Origin of the sequence: Luteibacter aegosomaticola (genome assembly GCF_023078475.1) — a bacterium.
GTDB classification, from domain to species: domain Bacteria; phylum Pseudomonadota; class Gammaproteobacteria; order Xanthomonadales; family Rhodanobacteraceae; genus Luteibacter; species Luteibacter aegosomaticola.
This window is the reverse complement of record NZ_CP095741.1, coordinates 3,353,021-3,368,626: the sequence shown is the minus strand read 5'-3', so window position 1 is coordinate 3,368,626 and position 15,606 is coordinate 3,353,021. Positions and strand designations below refer to the sequence as shown.

Here is a 15,606-nt window from a genome sequence, read left to right as displayed (position 1 = left end):
TTTGACCCGTCGCCCCAGTGCAACGGGGCGGGGTGATTTTTCTGAGGGGTTCTTCCGATGTCCTTGCACCTTACAGCCGATCTTCAGGCGAGTTACCGCCGCTTCGTCACTCGCGTTCGTGAGACCGAAGTAGTCTGGGGACTGCGTAACGCGGAAGGCTGGGCGCAATGCCCTTCGAACGAGTACGAAGCTCGCGTGCTTCTGTTTTGGTCGCATGAGGCTTATGCAAGGCGTCATGCGGTCGAGGTGTGGGCAGACTACGCGCCTGCTTCCATCCCACTGGCCGAATTCCTGGATGCCTGGCTACCTGGCATGCACGCCGACGGAAGTGCGTTGGCGGGTGTCGAATTCAATGCCGACCTTGCAGGGCTTGAAGTGGAGCCGCGCGATCTCGCCATCGATCTTCTCACGTGAGATGTTGGGCGCGCGGTTGAGCGGGCGGGGTGAGTCCGGCCAGTCGTTCGACCCGGTCTTGCGATAAGCCTCAAAAAAAGCCGCTCATGGGCGGCTTTCTTAATGGCAACACATCCAGGGCACGTCATCCCTTCATCAGCATATCAAGCACCTTGATGAAGGTAGCGCCGGCAGCGAAGAAGGTTGTTGTGACTATGAACGGGGGCCACCGACGTTCCTGGTTCACCTTTAGTGCTTCGACAAGCAGTTTGTATGTCTCGGCCTGGAGCTTTTTCAGATCTTCTTCGTCACGATTCACGCCGTTTGTCTCTATTACCGCCGCCATGTGTTCTCCGAGGCTAGCACTCAGATTGTGCATGCTGAGCGTGTCACGGATGCCGTCGGCTTGGATGTAGGCGCAAAGCGCGTCTCCGTGTAGGTGCTGTTTTGCTGCTTACAGCAGAGCAGGCGTCCCTGCTTAGCGAACGGGTTTACAGCCTTCAATACAGGTGAGCCAAGCCTTGCGATGGGGATAATCGACAGTCATGCGGAAGGCCGAAAGCGCGTTCCCTCCAAGCGCGCCGTGGATCTCTTCGTCCATGAACCGGGATAGGCCTGTCTTATCGTCGAAGGCGCCGTCCGCGCGCTCGATAAACCAGACGGGGCCGATGCGCCATTCGCCCACGACGACGGAGGGTACGCGGATGGCGCGAGTCGCGTTTTTTGCGCCGAACAGGTCGTCAGCCGCTTCAATCAGGGGCCAGTCGGGATGTGACGCGTGCCAACGATTCATGATCGACGTAGTGATGTAGCTGCCTGCGGCAAAGCCGTCAGGCGCCACGGCGGTTGTCATAACGGCCCTGCCGGCGGTGGTCGGATGAGCGGTGGCGCCGGTATCCAGGAGCAAATCGATCTGCTCGCCTTCGATGGTCACGGCGATCCGCGGGTAGGGCGTTCCGAATTCTCCGGCCGCGTTGATCGGAAAACCCAGTGGTACCGCGTGATCGTCCGTGCCGGGCTTCCACGTGGTGTCTTCCAGCGTCAGGCGGCGTGCCGGGTAGTCAAAGGTCCATATGCCCTTGGCGAGATACCACGCGCTGACGACGCCATCCGTCATCTCGTCCCCGTGAGCATCCGGCGAGATCATGACGTTGTTGCACTGGTGGCCGCCAAGCGGTGGCAGCCCCTTGCCTGGCGTGAATGCAGGCGGCTCGACATAGCCGTCTGTGCCGAAGCAACGCGCGGGCTTCAGGCTTAGTGGCTTCGCCGCCGATGCCTTGAGCCACAGGTAGGCGCTGCCTCCGCCTGTATCCACATTCAGTCGGAGTAGCTTGCCGCTTGCCGTGGTCGGCGTCGCGATGAAATGGCCTGCTTCGTATGACGTGGGAATCACCGTCGAAGCCTGGCTGGCCCACGAAACCGACATGCCGAGAGCGGCGGCGAGCATCGCAACCTTCATTCTTCCGTTCCTCTTCCCTGCAGGAGCATGGATACTCGCAGCTTGCGTTTGCCCCGAACAGCCCGACCGATGACCCACGACACCCGTCCCCTCGCCATTTTTATCATGGGCCCCACGGCTTCAGGGAAAACGGCACTTGCCTGCGCGTTGTCGGATGTCTTTCCCGTTGGGCTGATCAGCGTCGATTCCGCACTGGTTTACCGCGGGCTCGACATTGGTTCAGCGAAACCGGATGCGGCGACGCTCGCGCGTTACCCGCATGAACTGATCGATATCCGCGACGCGGCCCAGCCGTACTCGGCGGCGGACTTTGCCGAAGATGCCGTGGCAGCCATGGCCCGGGTGGCCGGGCAGGGCAAGGTTCCGCTGCTGGTGGGTGGTACGGGTCTCTACTTCCGTGCCCTTCAGCGCGGGCTCTCCGAACTGCCAGAGGCCGACCCGGCGGTTCGTGAGCGCCTGGGCGCCGAAGCGGTCGAGATTGGCTGGGCGGCCATGCATGCCAGGATGGCCGCCATCGACCCGGCCGCTGGAGAGCGGATTCGCCCGGGCGATGCCCAGCGAATCCAGCGCGCCCTGGAAGTCTTCGAGCTCACTGGCCGCCCCATCACCGAATTGCAGAACGCCCCGCGCAAGCGCTTTCCCTGGCGGGTGCTGAAGGTGGCGCTCCTCCCGGCCAACCGGGCGGTGCTGCATGAACGGATCGCGGTCCGTTTTGACACGATGCTGGCCGATGGTTTCCTCGAGGAAGTCCGTGGCTTGAAGGCGCGCGGCGACCTGCATGCCGACCTGCCGGCCATCCGCGCGGTGGGCTATCGCCAGGCCTGGGAATTCCTTGATGGACAAGGGGATGCCCAGAACTTCCGAGACCGTGGTATCTATGCCACGCGGCAGCTCGCAAAACGCCAGATCACCTGGTTGCGTAGCGAGCTGGATGCACGTGTTTTCGACCCGGATCAGGGGGATCCGCTGCCGGAAGTGCGTAAGGCTGTGGCGCAGTTCCTGTAAATGCCACGATCATCACGCTGGCTGCTTCCAGCCAGCGTTTAAAAGCAGTTAAGATTCAAAGCACTTGGGCCGGGGCGCCGTTTTCGGCGTTTTTTACCCGGACCCGTACGAGAGGCGTAGGGGAGAAGAAAAAATGTCCAAAGGGCAGTCATTGCAAGATCCGTTTCTGAATGCGCTCCGCCGTGAGCGCGTGCCGGTCGCCATCTACCTGGTGAACGGCATCAAGCTGCAGGGCACGATCGAGTCGTTCGACCAGTTCGTGGTGCTGCTGCGTAACCAGGTGAGCCAGATGGTGTACAAGCACGCCATCTCTACTGTTGTGCCGAGCCGTAATGTCCGCGTTGGCGGCCATGAAAGCCACGCTGAAGCCGGTGGTGACGTCGAGGGTTGAGGGGCCCGCGGCGGAACCCATATCGGTAAGGGTGAGAACGGGCAGGCCATCGTGGCCTGTCCGCCTCCTCCTCCATCCATGAGGTCAATCCCCTAAGTGTTCGATAGGCAAAAGAAAGGCGACCGTGCCGTCCTGGTACTCCCGCATTCGCGCGGGGAAGGCGACGCGGCGCGCCGTGGCGAGGAATTCGCCGAGCTGGTCTCCTCGGCAGGCGCCGAGATCCTTACCAGCATCCCGGCCCGCGTCAGCGAGCCCAATCCCCGTTTCTATATTGGTAGCGGCAAGGCCGATGAAGTGGCCGAGGCCGTGCGCGCCCTCGAGGCGGATCTGGTCCTCGTGGACCACGTCCTGACCCCGGTCCAGGAGCGCAACCTCGAAAAACACCTGAAGACACGCGTGGTCGACCGCGCGGGTCTCATCCTGGACATCTTCGCCCAGCGCGCCCGTTCGCACGAAGGCAAGCTGGAAGTGGAGCTGGCCCAGTTGAAGCACCTGGCCACCCGTCTTGTCCGCGGCTGGACCCATCTGGACGCCCAGCGCGGCGGTGCCATCGGCAACCGTGGCCCGGGTGAAACCCAGCTCGAAACCGACCGCCGCCTGCTCGCTGAGCGCGTGAAGATGCTCACCAAGCGGCTCGAGAAGGTGCAGACCCAGCGCGACCAGCAGCGTCGTGCCCGCCTGCGCAACACGGTGCCGCGCGTGGCCCTCGTCGGCTACACCAACGCCGGTAAGTCCACGCTGTTCAACGCGTTGACCACCGGTGGCGTCTACGCGGCCGACCAGCTCTTCGCCACGCTGGACCCCACGGTCCGCAAGATCGACGGCCTGTCCTGCGGCCCTGCCGTGGTGGCCGATACGGTCGGTTTCATCCGCGAACTGCCGCATGACCTGGTGGCGGCGTTCCGGGCCACCCTGGCCGAGGCGCGCGACGCCGATCTGCTGATCCACGTGAGCGATGCCGCCGACGAGGAGCGGGAACTCCTGCGCCGGGTCGTGAACTCGGTACTCGAAGAGATCGGGGCCGGGGACGTACCCCAGCTTTCGGTCATGAATAAGATAGATCTCATCGAGGATGCTGAGCCTCGGGTGGATCGGGGTGACGACGGCAAGCCGCGCGCCGTGTGGCTGTCGGCTCATTCAGGCGCCGGCCTCGAAGGCCTTCGTGAGGCCCTCGGCGAGCTGCTTGGCGGCGACCGAATCCACGCCGACGTGGTCCTGCCCCTCACCGCAGGCCGCCTGCATGCCCGGCTTAAGGCCGCCGGCGCTATCGCGGGCGAGGCCATCGACGAGAACGGCTGGCAGCTGGAAATCGACGCTCCGCGTTCGGTACTGGCCCCCCTGGTGGGCGATGACGTCCACGGCTCGCCCTTGCGCGAACTCATCGATCCGCCCCACGCCGAGCATTGAGCGGGGCGGGTCTGCTAGAATTCACAGTGTTTGCGTGCCCGATCGGCGCGGCGCCGGGTGTTCACGCGCCTGCCGCCTCCCCCCGTCGCCCGGGCTCGCGCTGAAGGCTTTCCAGCCGCCCACCCTCCAGTCCCCGAAGGAGACTGTCGCCCATGCCCTGGAACGAACCCGGCAACGGCCAGAAGGACCCCTGGAACCGCAACCGGCAAGGTCAGCGCAAGTTCGACCTGGACAGCCTGCTGAAGCAGTTCACCTCGCGTTTCGGCCGCCTCGGCGGCGGTAGTGGCGGCGTGCTGGCTATCCTGCTGGTCTTCGTCGTGGCGTGGCTGCTCGTGTCGAGCTTCACCGTGATCGATGCCCGGCAGGTAGGTGTCGTGCTGCGCTTTGGCGAGTTCTCGCGCGTGCTGCCCCCGGGCATGCACCTGAAGGCCCCGAACCCGATCGAAACCGTGACCAAGGTGGAAACCACCCAGGTCCGCACGGTCTCCGATACGGTCTCGATGCTTACCCGCGACGAGAACATCATCTCGATCGATTTCAACGTCCAATACCAGGTTTCCGACGCGCGGAAGTTCCTCTTCTCGAACGCGGACCCGGCGGAAGGCATGCTGAAGAATGCCGCCGAGGCCGCCGTGCGCTCGGTGGTGGGCGCGAATGCCATGGACAACATCCTGACGACCGGTGCGGATGCCCCGGCCGCCGCCAGCACGGCCGCCATCCCGGCCGTGACCAGCGCGGTCGACGCCAGCCCGGCGGCCAAGGAGAGCCTTCAGCAGCAGACCCGGTCCATCCTGCAGAGCACGCTCGACATGTATGACTCGGGCATCGCCGTCACCAGCGTCAGCTTCCAGAGCGTTTCGCCGCCACGCGAAGTGAAGGACGCCTTCGATGACGTGAACGCCGCGCGTGAAGACCGCCAGCGTGCCGAGAACGACGCACTGGCCTACCAGAGCAAGCTGTTGCCCGAGGCGCGTGGCCAGGCCGCTGTCATCGCAGGTGCCGCCGAGGCGGACCGGGTCGAGCGTATCGCCGTCGCCACGGGCGACGCCGACCGGTTCAGCCTCCTGCTCAAGGAATACCGAGCCGCGCCGGATGTGACCCGCCGCCGCCTGTGGCTGGAAACCGTGGAAGACGTCATGAGCCGCAACTCCAAGGTCGTCGACGGCAGCAACGGCAAGAACATCCTGCAGCTGCCGGTGGAATCCGGTGGCAACACCAGCGTCCGCAACGTGCCGGGTGTTGGCACCATCGTGCAGTCGGCCACCACCGATGCCGCGCCGGCCGCGCAGGGAGGCAACCCATGAAGATCATTTCCGGTCTCGTCGTTGTCGCCCTCGTGCTGCTGGGCTTCAACAGCTTCTTCGTGGTGAAGGAAGGCCAGAACGCGCTGCTCCTGCAGTTCGGCCGCATCGTTCACTCGGACTACAAGCCGGGGCTGCACTTCAAGGTGCCGGTGGCCCAGCAGGTCGTCACGTTCGATAACCGCATCCTCGGCCTCGATGCCCAGCCCGAGCGCTATTTCACCCGTGAGAAGAAGACGGTCTCCGTCGACTTCTACGTGAAGTGGCGCATCGCTGATCCGGCCGCGTACTACCGCGCCACGGCAGGCGATCCGACGGCGGCCATCGGCCGCCTCACCCCGGTGGTGAAGGATGCGCTGCGCGACGAATTCAACTCGCGCCCCCTGGAAGACCTGATCGGCGGTGGCCGCAAGGACATCACGGGCCATGTGCGCGAGCGCACCGACGAAGTCGCACGCAAGAATCTTGGCGTGAGCGTGGTCGATGTCCGTATCAAGCGGATCGATCTGCCGGCCGAGGTCAGCGAATCCGTCTACAAGCGCATGCGCACCGAGCGCACGCGCCTGGCCAACGAGCTGCGTTCCACCGGCCAGGAGAATGCGCAGAAGATCCACGCCGATGCGGATCGCCAGAAGGCGGTGATCCTGGCGGATGCCAATCGCGATGCCACCTCGGTGCGCGGCGACGGTGATGCCAAGGCTGCGGCGATTTACGCGGCGGCGTATGGCCAGGATCCTGAGTTCTTTGCGTTCTACGGCAGCATGCAGGCCTACAAGAAGGCCTTTGCCGATGGTAAATCCACGCTCGTGCTCAAGCCAGATTCCGAATTCCTGCGCTACCTCACCGACGGCCCGGGCCGTCAGCGCTAAAAACGTCTCCACATCGCCCTACCGGGCACATGCAACCTAAGAGAACCACCACCATGGGTAAGTCAGTAGTCATTCTCGGCGCGCAATGGGGCGACGAAGGCAAGGGCAAGATCGTCGATCTGCTCACCGAGCGCGTCGGTGCCGTCGCACGCTTCCAGGGCGGCCACAATGCCGGCCACACGCTGGTGATCAAGGGCAAGAAGACCGTCCTTCACCTGATCCCGTCGGGCATCCTGCGTGACGACGCGCTCTGCCTCATCGGCAATGGCGTGGTGCTTTCGCCGGCCGCGCTCATGAGCGAAATCGCTGAGCTGGAAGCGCAGAACGTTGATGTGCGCGCCCGCCTGAAGATCTCGCCGGCCACCCCGCTGATCATGCCGTACCACATCGCCGTCGATAAGGCGCGCGAAGTGGCGTCCGGCGCCAAGGCCATTGGCACCACGGGTCGCGGCATCGGCCCGGCGTACGAAGACAAGGTGGCCCGCCGTTCGATCCGCGTGGCCGACCTGATGTACCCGCACGAGCTGCCGGAGAAGGTGAAGGCGGCGGTCGAGTACCACAACTTCGTGCTTACCGAGTGGCTGAAGGCCGAGCCGGTCGATTACCAGACCGTCCTCGACGAAGCGCTTACCTGGGGCGAGTACCTGCGCCCGATGGTCGACGACGTCGCCACCATCCTGCACGACGTGCGTCGCGATGGCGGCAACATCCTGTTCGAAGGCGCGCAGGGCGCGCTGCTCGATATCGACCACGGCACCTACCCGTACGTCACCTCGTCGAACACGACGGTCGGTGGCGCTCTGGCCGGTACCGGCGTGGGCGCTCGCGACATCGATTACGTGCTCGGCATCTGCAAGGCCTACGCCACGCGCGTCGGCGGCGGTCCGTTCCCGACCGAGCTGAACGACGAGATGGGTGAGCTACTGCGCAAGAAGGGCAACGAGTTCGGTGCCAGCACAGGCCGTCCGCGCCGCTGCGGCTGGATCGACCTCGTCGCGCTGAAGCGCGCCGTGCAGATCAACGGCATCGATGGCCTCGCCATCACCAAGCTCGACGTGCTCGATGGCCTGGAATCGATCAAGGTCTGCATTGCGTACGAATACCGCGGCAAGCGTCGCGAGCTGGCCCCGCTCGATGCGGACGGCTGGGACGAGTGCAAGCCGGTGTACCTCGAGTTCCCGGGCTGGGAAGAATCCACCGCGGGTATCCGCGACTGGAACAAGCTCCCGCCGGCCGCCCGCGCGTACCTGCGCGCCGTGGAAGAGCTCTCGGGTTGCAAGCTGGCCCTCGTGGCCACCGGTGCGGATCGTGACGACACGATCATCCTCGACGATCCGTTTGGTGGTGCCGACTGCTAAGTCGCACCCGCCGGGTTTGTTACCGGTAACGAAAAAGGCCAGCCTTCGGGCTGGCCTTTTTTGTGCTTCTTCGTGGCTTCATCGCTTTGTAGGTTTATCGCGCGCAAGCGTGCTCCTACAGTGGGTGCCGCGCTCTTGTAGGAGCGCGCTTGCGCGCGATCCCCTCAACGCCCGATAGCCCTCTACGCCTGCGATTCCTCTGCAAACGTACTTGCGGTCGATTTGGGCGTACACGCCGCGCCAGCATGCAACGCATGCAGATCGATATCTCTCACCGAGATTGGGCGGTAATCCTCGCCGAAGGCCACTTCGCCGAGCTTCCAGCCCTGCCGGCTGGTGATCGCGCCCCAGAATCGGCGGAACGCAGCCCAGTGCAGGCCCACCAGGTTCTTGTCGTTATCTGAATCGACCATCGGGTCACCCACGCCAGTAGGGCGGATCGGCTCACCGTGCAAAGCCGTGCCGAACACGGTGTCCCAGATCGAGAACACCTGCCCGAAGTTGCAGTTGTGCAGGTTGGGACGATCCGGGTCTACGAGCATGTGGTGCAGGCGATGGAAGGTGGGCGATACGAGGAGCCGATCAAACACGGGTCCGAACCGAATGCGTACGTTCGCATGCGAGAAGTTCTGCACCAGTTCGCCGAGCAACACCAGCCATGCGAAATCGGTAGGCGCCACGCCGATCACCACGCCGACGCCCGCCAGCACCATCGATTGCAGGAAACCATCGACAAGGCTGCCACGGTCATTCGTCCAGCAGCTCATCTGACGGGTGCTGTGGTGCATGCTGTGCAGCGCCCACCACCAGGGCAGGGCGTGCTGCAAACGGTGCATCCAGTAGTACACCAGGTCGTAAATCACGTAGTACACGACGAACAGGGCCAGCGGGTGGTCCTTCAGCATCGGCACCCAGTGCACGATGCCGAGCAGGGATTCGTCGCCCGGGCTGCTATCCGTACCGCCGAAATAGTTGGCGATGGGCGTGAGCACGAGGTAGCTGAACATCGGGAAGATGCCAAGCAACATCATCAGCGTGTACTGCCAGTCGACACGGGTGAGGTTGCGGTGCTCCCAGCGTTCCGCCGGGATCATCGATTCGAGCGGGCGGAACAGGAAGGCGATGATGCCGACCTGGAGCAGGGAGATGAGGATGGCCTCGGCGATTTCGCGCGGGTCGCCCGCCAATCCGCCGAGGTGGAGCCAGGCGAGGAAGGGCGTGATGGCGTGGAGGCTTGTCCAGTCGACCAGATGGGTCCAGGGCGCGAACATCGGGTACCTCGGTAGTGCTTGTGCCCGCACAGGTGCGTACGGGCGATTGCCCCATTAAGCTTTAGCGCTCTTTCGTTTCGCTTTCCGCCATGCGCCTTATTCCTGGGATCACGGTCACGCCGTACGTGGGGCAGGGCATCCTGCCCGTCGTTGAGGAACTCGCCGGGCTGCGTATCGCCGTGTTTCGCGACTGGCCCTATCTCTACGAAGGCGATCTGGCCTACGAGCGCGATTACCTCGCCGCCTATGCCGCCTCACCGCGCAGTGTGTGCGTCGTGGCGCGCACCGGCGAGGGCGAGGTCGTGGGCGCGTCGACGGGCATCCCCCTTGCGGATGACGGTGAAGCGTTCCACCAGCCGTTCATGGAGCGCGGCATCGCCCTGGATGACGTCTTCTACTTCGGCGAATCCGTGCTGTTGGCGCCCTGGCGTGGTCGTGGGATCGGCCACGCCTTCTTCGATGCCCGGGAAGCCCATGCCCAGGCGTGCGGTGACTTCCGCTGGACGGCGTTCTGTTCCGTACGTCGCGACCCGCTCGACCCGCGAGCACCCGACGGCTACCGTCCCAACGATGTGTTCTGGCGGGGCCGTGGCTACGCTCCCGCCGAAGGCATGAGCTGCACGCTATCGTGGAAGGAGCGCGGCGATGGCGCGGCCACGTCGCATACCCTCGATTTCTGGATGCGCGGCATCGACCGCGCGGAGCAGCACGCATGACCCGCACCCTGGCTGAGTGGCTCACCTATCAGGAAACCACGAACGTGCACGAAATCGAGCTGGGCCTCGATCGCGTGCGCAACGTGTGGGAGGCCATGGGCTCGCCGCGCCCGGCGCCGCTTGTCATTACAGTCGGCGGCACGAACGGCAAGGGTTCGACCGTGGCGCTGCTTGAAGGCATGTTGCGGGCTGCCGGTTATCGCACCGGCTGCTATACCTCGCCCCATCTCGTGCACTACAACGAGCGCATCCGCATCGATGGTGTCGACGCCGCCGATGCGGACCTGGTGGCGTCGTTCGAGCGGATCGAGTCGGCGCGGGGCACGATCGCGCAAACCTATTTCGAGTTCGGCACGTTGGCCGCCATCGACCTGATGGCGCGCGCCGGCGTCGACGTTGCGATCCTTGAGGTGGGTCTGGGTGGCCGCCTTGACGCGGTGAACATCATCGATGCCGATGCCGTCGTCATCACCACCATCGATCTCGATCACCAGGCATGGCTGGGCAACGACCGGGACAGTATCGGCCGGGAAAAGGCCGGAATCGCGCGGGCAGGGCAGCCGACGGTCGTTGGTGAGCTGGCTCCGCCTGAGGGGCTGCTGGCGGCGCTGCGCGATGCAGGGGCTCACATTGAGTTGGCGGGCTCCTCGTACTGGTGGGATGTGCCGGCGTCCGGCCCGGCCGTCGGCACGTGGCGCTGGCTGCATTCCGATGGCACGACCCTCGATCTCCCTCGCCCTGCGCTGGCCGCGCCCGTGCAGTTCGCCAACGCCTCGGCCGCGATCGCGGCGCTGCACGCCTTGCGCGCACGTCTTCACGTACCTGCCGCCGCCGTGGCCGAGGCGCTGGCCCAGGTGCGGGTGGATGGCCGCCTGCAGCGTGTGGGCGAACGTCCGTTGACCCTGGTCGATGTCGGCCACAACCCCCAGGCTGCGCGGGCACTCGCCGAGTGGCTGGATGCGCAGCCGGGCGATGGTCAGGTGCTCGCCGTGTACGGCGCGCTCGGCGACAAGGATGTAGCGGGCGTCGTCATGGCCCTGGGAAGCCGCGTGGATCGCTGGTTCCTCGCGGGGCTCGATGGCGATACGCCGCGTGGCCTGCGGGCGGAGGCGCTTGGCGAGGTGTTCGATACGGCGCTGCCCGAGGCGATGCGTCAGGCTTATCCCGACGTAGCCTCGGCCTGGCAGGCGGCTCGCGAGGCCGCGGGCGAGGGCGATACGATCCTGTTGTTTGGCTCGTTCTTCGTCGCAAGCGCCGCCCTCACGACGCGCGTGTGAACGCCGTTGCGGGGAGGGGCTCCGGGCACTCCCCATTGCCGGTTATAATCGCGGCGATCCGCATTGCGCCGGCCGAATGGAGCTTTCCTTGAAAACACGCCTGCTGGGTGCCGCCGTCCTCATCGCCTTGCTCGTCCTGATCGTGCCGATGCTGTTCTCCAGCACGCCACCCAAGAGCGATACCGACCAGACGGTCAGCCTTGAGATCCCGCCGGCACCGGACCGCGAGTTGCAGTCGCGCACGCTGGATGTTTCCCCGAATGGCGCCGCTTCGCCCGCCGCTACCCCGGCGCAGGCCGTGGCCTCACAGGCTGCCGCCACACAGGCTCCGCCTGCCACGGCGCCCGTCGCGGCACCGGCCACGACGCGCACCGCACCGGCCGCCGCCGTCACCCCGGGTAGCGGTAGCCGCCTCGCCTCGGTCGATATCGCCTCGCGCAAGCCGGCCGATGCCCTGCCGGAAGATTTCGCCCCGCCGGCCGCCAAGCCGGCGAAGCCGGCGCCCGCTACCCCGGCACCGGCCACGCCGGCCGCTACCCCTGCGGCGCTCCCGGCGGGCACCGCCGCGCGTGGCAGCTACTCGATCAACCTCAGCGCCTATGCGGATCGCAGCAAGGCCGATGCGGTCGTGCAGAAGGTCCGCGCGCTCGGGTATCCGGTCAGCACGGCCGCCATGAACCAGGCCGGCAAGTCGCTGACGCGCGTCACCGCAGGCCCGTTCGAGACCCGTGCCGCCGCCGAGGCCGCGCGCCTGAAGATCACGGCCGCCGTCCCGGGCGCCCCGGCCTCGCTGTCGTCGAAGCCCGAAGCGCAGACGGCTGACGTCCCGGCCCCGCCGAAGCCCGCTGCCGCGCCCGCCGCGGCACAGCAGCAGGCCCAGGCCGCCGCCGTGCCGGCCGCCGCGCCGCGCGCCGGTGGCTTCGCCGTCCAGGTGGCGGCGGTCAGCAGCGAAGCGGAGGCCACCCGGCTTCGCGACAAGCTGCGTGGCGCGGGAATCGCCGGCTACGTGGATAGCATCGCCTCAAGCACTGGTGCCAAGCTCTGGCGCGTCCGCGCCGGGCCGCAGACCCAGCGCGACGATGCGGTGCGCCTGAAAGATCAGATCAAGGCCAAGGTCGGCCTCGATGGCGTCGTGGTGTCGGCCCCGTAACGGGCCGCCCCACACGCCGGTCGTCACATGGGGAGCAGCGCAGTGAACTGGGCCGATTACGTCATCCTGGCGGTGCTGTTCATCTCGGTCTTGATCGGGCTGGCGCGCGGCCTCATTTCCGAGGTGTTGTCGCTGGTGATCTGGGTCGCAGCGTTCTGGATCGCCTGGGCGATCGGGCCGCAGCTGGCGCATTACCTCGAAGGTTCGGTGTCGAACCCCACGGCCCGGGTGGGCCTGGGCTACACCATGGCGTTTGTCGTCGTCCTGGTGGTCGGCGGGCTTATCCGGTTCCTGATGTCGCGCCTGGTGGCGAGCACGGGCCTGGGGGGTACCGACCGCCTTTTCGGCATGTTATTCGGGCTGGTGCGGGGCGTGCTCATCGTCAGCCTCGTGGTATTTGCCCTGGGTTTTACCCCGCTGCCGCGTGATCCCTGGTGGCGTGAATCCATGATGCTGCAGCAATTCCAGGCGCCTGCCGCCTGGATCGGCCAGCAGATTCCGGCGAACGTGCGTGATTACATGCACCCGCCGGAAGCGTTGAAGAACATGAAATTGCCGGACGTCCAGCTCCCCAGCAAGGACGATCTCATGAAACTGCGCGATCTGCCGATCCCCGGGCAAACGCGCGACAATAGCCAGGCTCACCCCGCTGCCGCTTCCACGGCGGCCTCTTCGTAGAAGGCAACACCATGTGCGGAATCATCGGCATCGTCGGTACCACGGAAGTGGCATCGGCCCTGTATGACGGCCTGACCGTCCTGCAACATCGCGGACAGGATGCCGCCGGTATCGCGACCGTGGATGGCGCGCGCCTGCGCCTGCACAAGGGCAACGGCCTCGTGCGCGATGTCTTCAACTCCGCTGGCGTCGGCAAGCTGCGTGGCCGCATCGGCCTCGGCCACTGCCGTTACCCGACGGCAGGCTCGGAGGGTACGGAAGAGGCCCAGCCGTTCTACGTGAACTCGCCCTACGGCATTGCGTTCGCGCACAACGGCAACCTGGTCAACACCGAGCAGCTCCGCAAGGAGATGTTCGAAGACGACCGCCGCCATATCGATACCGATTCCGATTCGGAAGTCCTGCTCAACGTGCTGGCGCACGAGCTGCAGCTGGAAGATCGCGGCGACCTTACCCCCGAGCATGTCTTCAAGGCCGTCTCGCGCGTGCATGCGCGTGCCCGCGGTGGTTACGCCTGCCTTGCCCTCGTGCTGGGCTATGGCCTCATCGCCTTCCGCGACCCGAACGGCATTCGTCCGCTGGTGCTCGGTGAGCGCGAGACGGCCGAAGGCCGCGAGTACGCGGTGGCCTCCGAATCGGTGGCGCTCGATGTGCTCGGCTTCAAGCGCACGCGCGACATCGCGCCGGGCGAAGCCGTGATCATCACCGAAGGCGGCCAGCTGTTCTCGCAGCGCTGCGCCGAGGGCGCGGTGCATTCGCCGTGCATCTTCGAATACGTGTACCTCGCCCGTCCCGATTCGATGATCGAGGATGTGTCCGTGTACAAGGCACGCTTGCGCATGGGCGAGAAGCTCGCCGAGAAGATCCTGCGCGAGCGTGGTCCCGACCACGGTATCGATGCGGTCATCCCCATTCCCGACACCTCGCGCACCGCGGCCAGCTCGCTGGCCCAGGCGCTGGGCGTGCCCATGCGCGAAGGCCTGGTCAAGAACCGCTACATCGGCCGTACCTTCATCATGCCGGGGCAGGGTGAGCGCGTGAAATCCGTGCGCCGCAAGCTCAACGCCATCGACCTGGAATTCCGCAAGAAGAACGTGTTGCTCGTGGATGATTCCATCGTCCGCGGTACCACCTCGAAGCAGATCATCCAGATGGCGCGCGACGCGGGCGCAAAGAACGTGTACTTCGCCTCGGCCGCGCCGCCGGTGCGCTACCCCAACGTGTACGGCATCGACATGCCGGCCGCGTCGGAACTGATCGCTGCCGGTCGCACGGTCGAAGAAGTGGAAAAGCTGCTCGGCGCCGACTGGCTCGTTTACCAGGATCTCGATGATCTGGTCTGGGCCGTCGCCGATGGCAACGACGATCTGAAGAAGTTCGATACCTCGTGCTTCTCTGGTGAATACGTGACCGGCGTGGATTCGGCGTTCCTCGAACAGCAGGAAGCCCTGCGTTCCGACAACGCCAAGTCCGAGCGCCGCACGGCGTAAGGCTGTGCGCGGCACGCCTCGCGTGCCGCGCCGTCAGTAGATGCAGGATCTCCACGCCGCTGCCCGGCGCTGCCTCGAAGCCGCCGACCCGGCTGAGAAAGTGCGGCTTACCTTCGAGACCTTCGCCCGCCTGCAGGCGGGCGAGCTTGCGCCTGACCCTGCGGCCGCCGAACCGAAGCCGATCACGCTGCCGGGCCGTCCTGAGCGGCCGCGCCTCGTCTCCACGCGCCAGCTTCAGCAGCGCGGCCTGGGCACGCCCGAGGGGCGCATCGCGCTGGTGCACGCCATCGCGCATATCGAATTCAACGCGATCGACCTGGCGTGGGATGCGGTGTATCGCTTCCATGGCAAGCCCGCGGCGTATTACGCCGACTGGGCGTCGTGCGCGAATGACGAGGCGCGGCATTTCATGTTGCTGCAGGGCCGCCTTGGCGAGTTGGGGCATACGTACGGCGATTTCGATGCGCACAACGGCCTGTGGGAGATGGCCGAGAAAACCGCGCATAGCGACACCGCGCGCATGGCGCTGGTGCCGCGTGTGCTCGAGGCGCGTGGGCTGGATGTGACGCCCGGGATGATGGAGCGCCTGCGCCACCAGAAGGACGAGCGCACGGTGGCGATCCTGGAAGTGATCCTGCGCGAGGAGGTGGCCCACGTGGCCGCAGGTACGCGCTGGTTCCACTGGTGCTGCGCGCGCGATGGCATCGAGCCCGAGGCCACGTTCGCGCAGCTGCTCAACGATTACATGAATGGCTCGCTGCGTGGGCCGTTCAATCTCGAGGCGCGGCGCGAAGCCGGCTTCTCCGAAACCGAGCTGGCCTGGCTCGTCACTCTCTGACCT

At 65.6% G+C, this 15,606-nt stretch carries 16 protein-coding genes; 13 read left to right on the top strand and 3 right to left on the bottom strand.

All coding sequences use genetic code 11. From position 1 onward, the window contains the following. The first annotated feature begins 57 nt into the window (after positions 1-57). Complete coding sequence (locus tag L2Y96_RS14985; protein WP_247327874.1) at positions 58-414, top strand: DUF2750 domain-containing protein; 357 nt, start codon at positions 58-60, stop codon at positions 412-414. 124 nt (positions 415-538) lie between these two features. Here L2Y96_RS14985 and L2Y96_RS14980 read toward each other — a convergent pair whose 3' ends face one another. Together L2Y96_RS14980 and L2Y96_RS14975 are read right to left on the bottom strand one after the other, a co-directional pair. After that, complete coding sequence (locus L2Y96_RS14980) at positions 539-739, bottom strand: hypothetical protein (RefSeq protein WP_247327872.1); 201 nt, start codon at positions 737-739, stop codon at positions 539-541. 132 nt (positions 740-871) lie between these two features. Beyond that, complete coding sequence (locus tag L2Y96_RS14975; protein WP_247327870.1) at positions 872-1,852, bottom strand: hypothetical protein; 981 nt, start codon at positions 1,850-1,852, stop codon at positions 872-874. 69 nt (positions 1,853-1,921) lie between these two features. Here L2Y96_RS14975 and miaA point away from each other — a divergent pair, with 69 nt between their 5' ends. The 6 genes from miaA (at position 1,922) to L2Y96_RS14945 (ending at position 8,183) form a co-directional block, all read left to right on the top strand. Continuing rightward, the gene (gene miaA / locus L2Y96_RS14970; RefSeq protein ID WP_247327867.1) at positions 1,922-2,857 is read left to right on the top strand and encodes a tRNA (adenosine(37)-N6)-dimethylallyltransferase MiaA; all 936 of its coding nucleotides are present in this window, start codon (positions 1,922-1,924) and stop codon (positions 2,855-2,857) included. Between the two features lie 133 nt (positions 2,858-2,990). Further along, the gene (gene hfq / locus L2Y96_RS14965; RefSeq protein WP_247327864.1) at positions 2,991-3,248 is read left to right on the top strand and encodes an RNA chaperone Hfq; all 258 of its coding nucleotides are present in this window, start codon (positions 2,991-2,993) and stop codon (positions 3,246-3,248) included. Between the two features lie 96 nt (positions 3,249-3,344). Continuing rightward, positions 3,345-4,655 (top strand): ribosome rescue GTPase HflX, encoded by a 1,311-nt coding sequence (gene hflX / locus L2Y96_RS14960; protein WP_247327839.1) that lies wholly within the window; start codon positions 3,345-3,347, stop codon positions 4,653-4,655. 152 nt (positions 4,656-4,807) lie between these two features. After that, the gene (hflK, locus tag L2Y96_RS14955) at positions 4,808-5,959 is read left to right on the top strand and encodes a protease modulator HflK (RefSeq protein ID WP_247327831.1); all 1,152 of its coding nucleotides are present in this window, start codon (positions 4,808-4,810) and stop codon (positions 5,957-5,959) included. Continuing rightward, positions 5,956-6,825 (top strand): protease modulator HflC, encoded by an 870-nt coding sequence (gene hflC / locus L2Y96_RS14950; protein WP_247327825.1) that lies wholly within the window; start codon positions 5,956-5,958, stop codon positions 6,823-6,825. The genes hflK and hflC overlap by 4 nt, the downstream gene beginning before the upstream one ends. A gap of 53 nt (positions 6,826-6,878) precedes the next feature. Further along, a complete protein-coding gene (locus tag L2Y96_RS14945) occupies positions 6,879-8,183 on the top strand; it encodes an adenylosuccinate synthase (protein ID WP_247327819.1) in 1,305 nt (434 codons plus the stop codon). Positions 8,184-8,365: 182 nt separating this feature from the next. Here L2Y96_RS14945 and L2Y96_RS14940 read toward each other — a convergent pair whose 3' ends face one another. Then, positions 8,366-9,454, bottom strand: coding sequence for a sterol desaturase family protein (locus L2Y96_RS14940; protein ID WP_247327806.1), 1,089 nt, complete (start codon positions 9,452-9,454; stop codon positions 8,366-8,368). 89 nt (positions 9,455-9,543) lie between these two features. Between L2Y96_RS14940 and L2Y96_RS14935 the strand changes: the two genes are divergently transcribed. From L2Y96_RS14935 to L2Y96_RS14910, 6 genes are all read left to right on the top strand, one after another. Continuing rightward, entirely contained in the window at positions 9,544-10,170 is a 627-nt protein-coding gene (locus L2Y96_RS14935; protein WP_247327804.1) for a GNAT family N-acetyltransferase, read from the top strand. Beyond that, complete coding sequence (folC, locus tag L2Y96_RS14930; protein WP_247327802.1) at positions 10,167-11,447, top strand: bifunctional tetrahydrofolate synthase/dihydrofolate synthase; 1,281 nt, start codon at positions 10,167-10,169, stop codon at positions 11,445-11,447. The genes L2Y96_RS14935 and folC overlap by 4 nt, the downstream gene beginning before the upstream one ends. 88 nt (positions 11,448-11,535) lie before the next feature. Then, positions 11,536-12,597, top strand: a complete 1,062-nt coding sequence (locus L2Y96_RS14925; RefSeq protein ID WP_247327800.1) for an SPOR domain-containing protein — start codon at positions 11,536-11,538, stop codon at positions 12,595-12,597. Between the two features lie 42 nt (positions 12,598-12,639). Continuing rightward, positions 12,640-13,275, top strand: a complete 636-nt coding sequence (locus L2Y96_RS14920) for a CvpA family protein (RefSeq protein WP_247327791.1) — start codon at positions 12,640-12,642, stop codon at positions 13,273-13,275. Positions 13,276-13,286: 11 nt separating this feature from the next. Beyond that, positions 13,287-14,765 (top strand): amidophosphoribosyltransferase, encoded by a 1,479-nt coding sequence (purF, locus tag L2Y96_RS14915; RefSeq protein WP_247327790.1) that lies wholly within the window; start codon positions 13,287-13,289, stop codon positions 14,763-14,765. Positions 14,766-14,805: 40 nt separating this feature from the next. After that, positions 14,806-15,603: a ferritin-like domain-containing protein gene (locus tag L2Y96_RS14910; RefSeq protein ID WP_247327789.1), complete on the top strand. Its 798-nt coding sequence runs from the start codon at positions 14,806-14,808 to the stop codon at positions 15,601-15,603. The last annotated feature ends 3 nt before the right edge of the window (positions 15,604-15,606 follow it).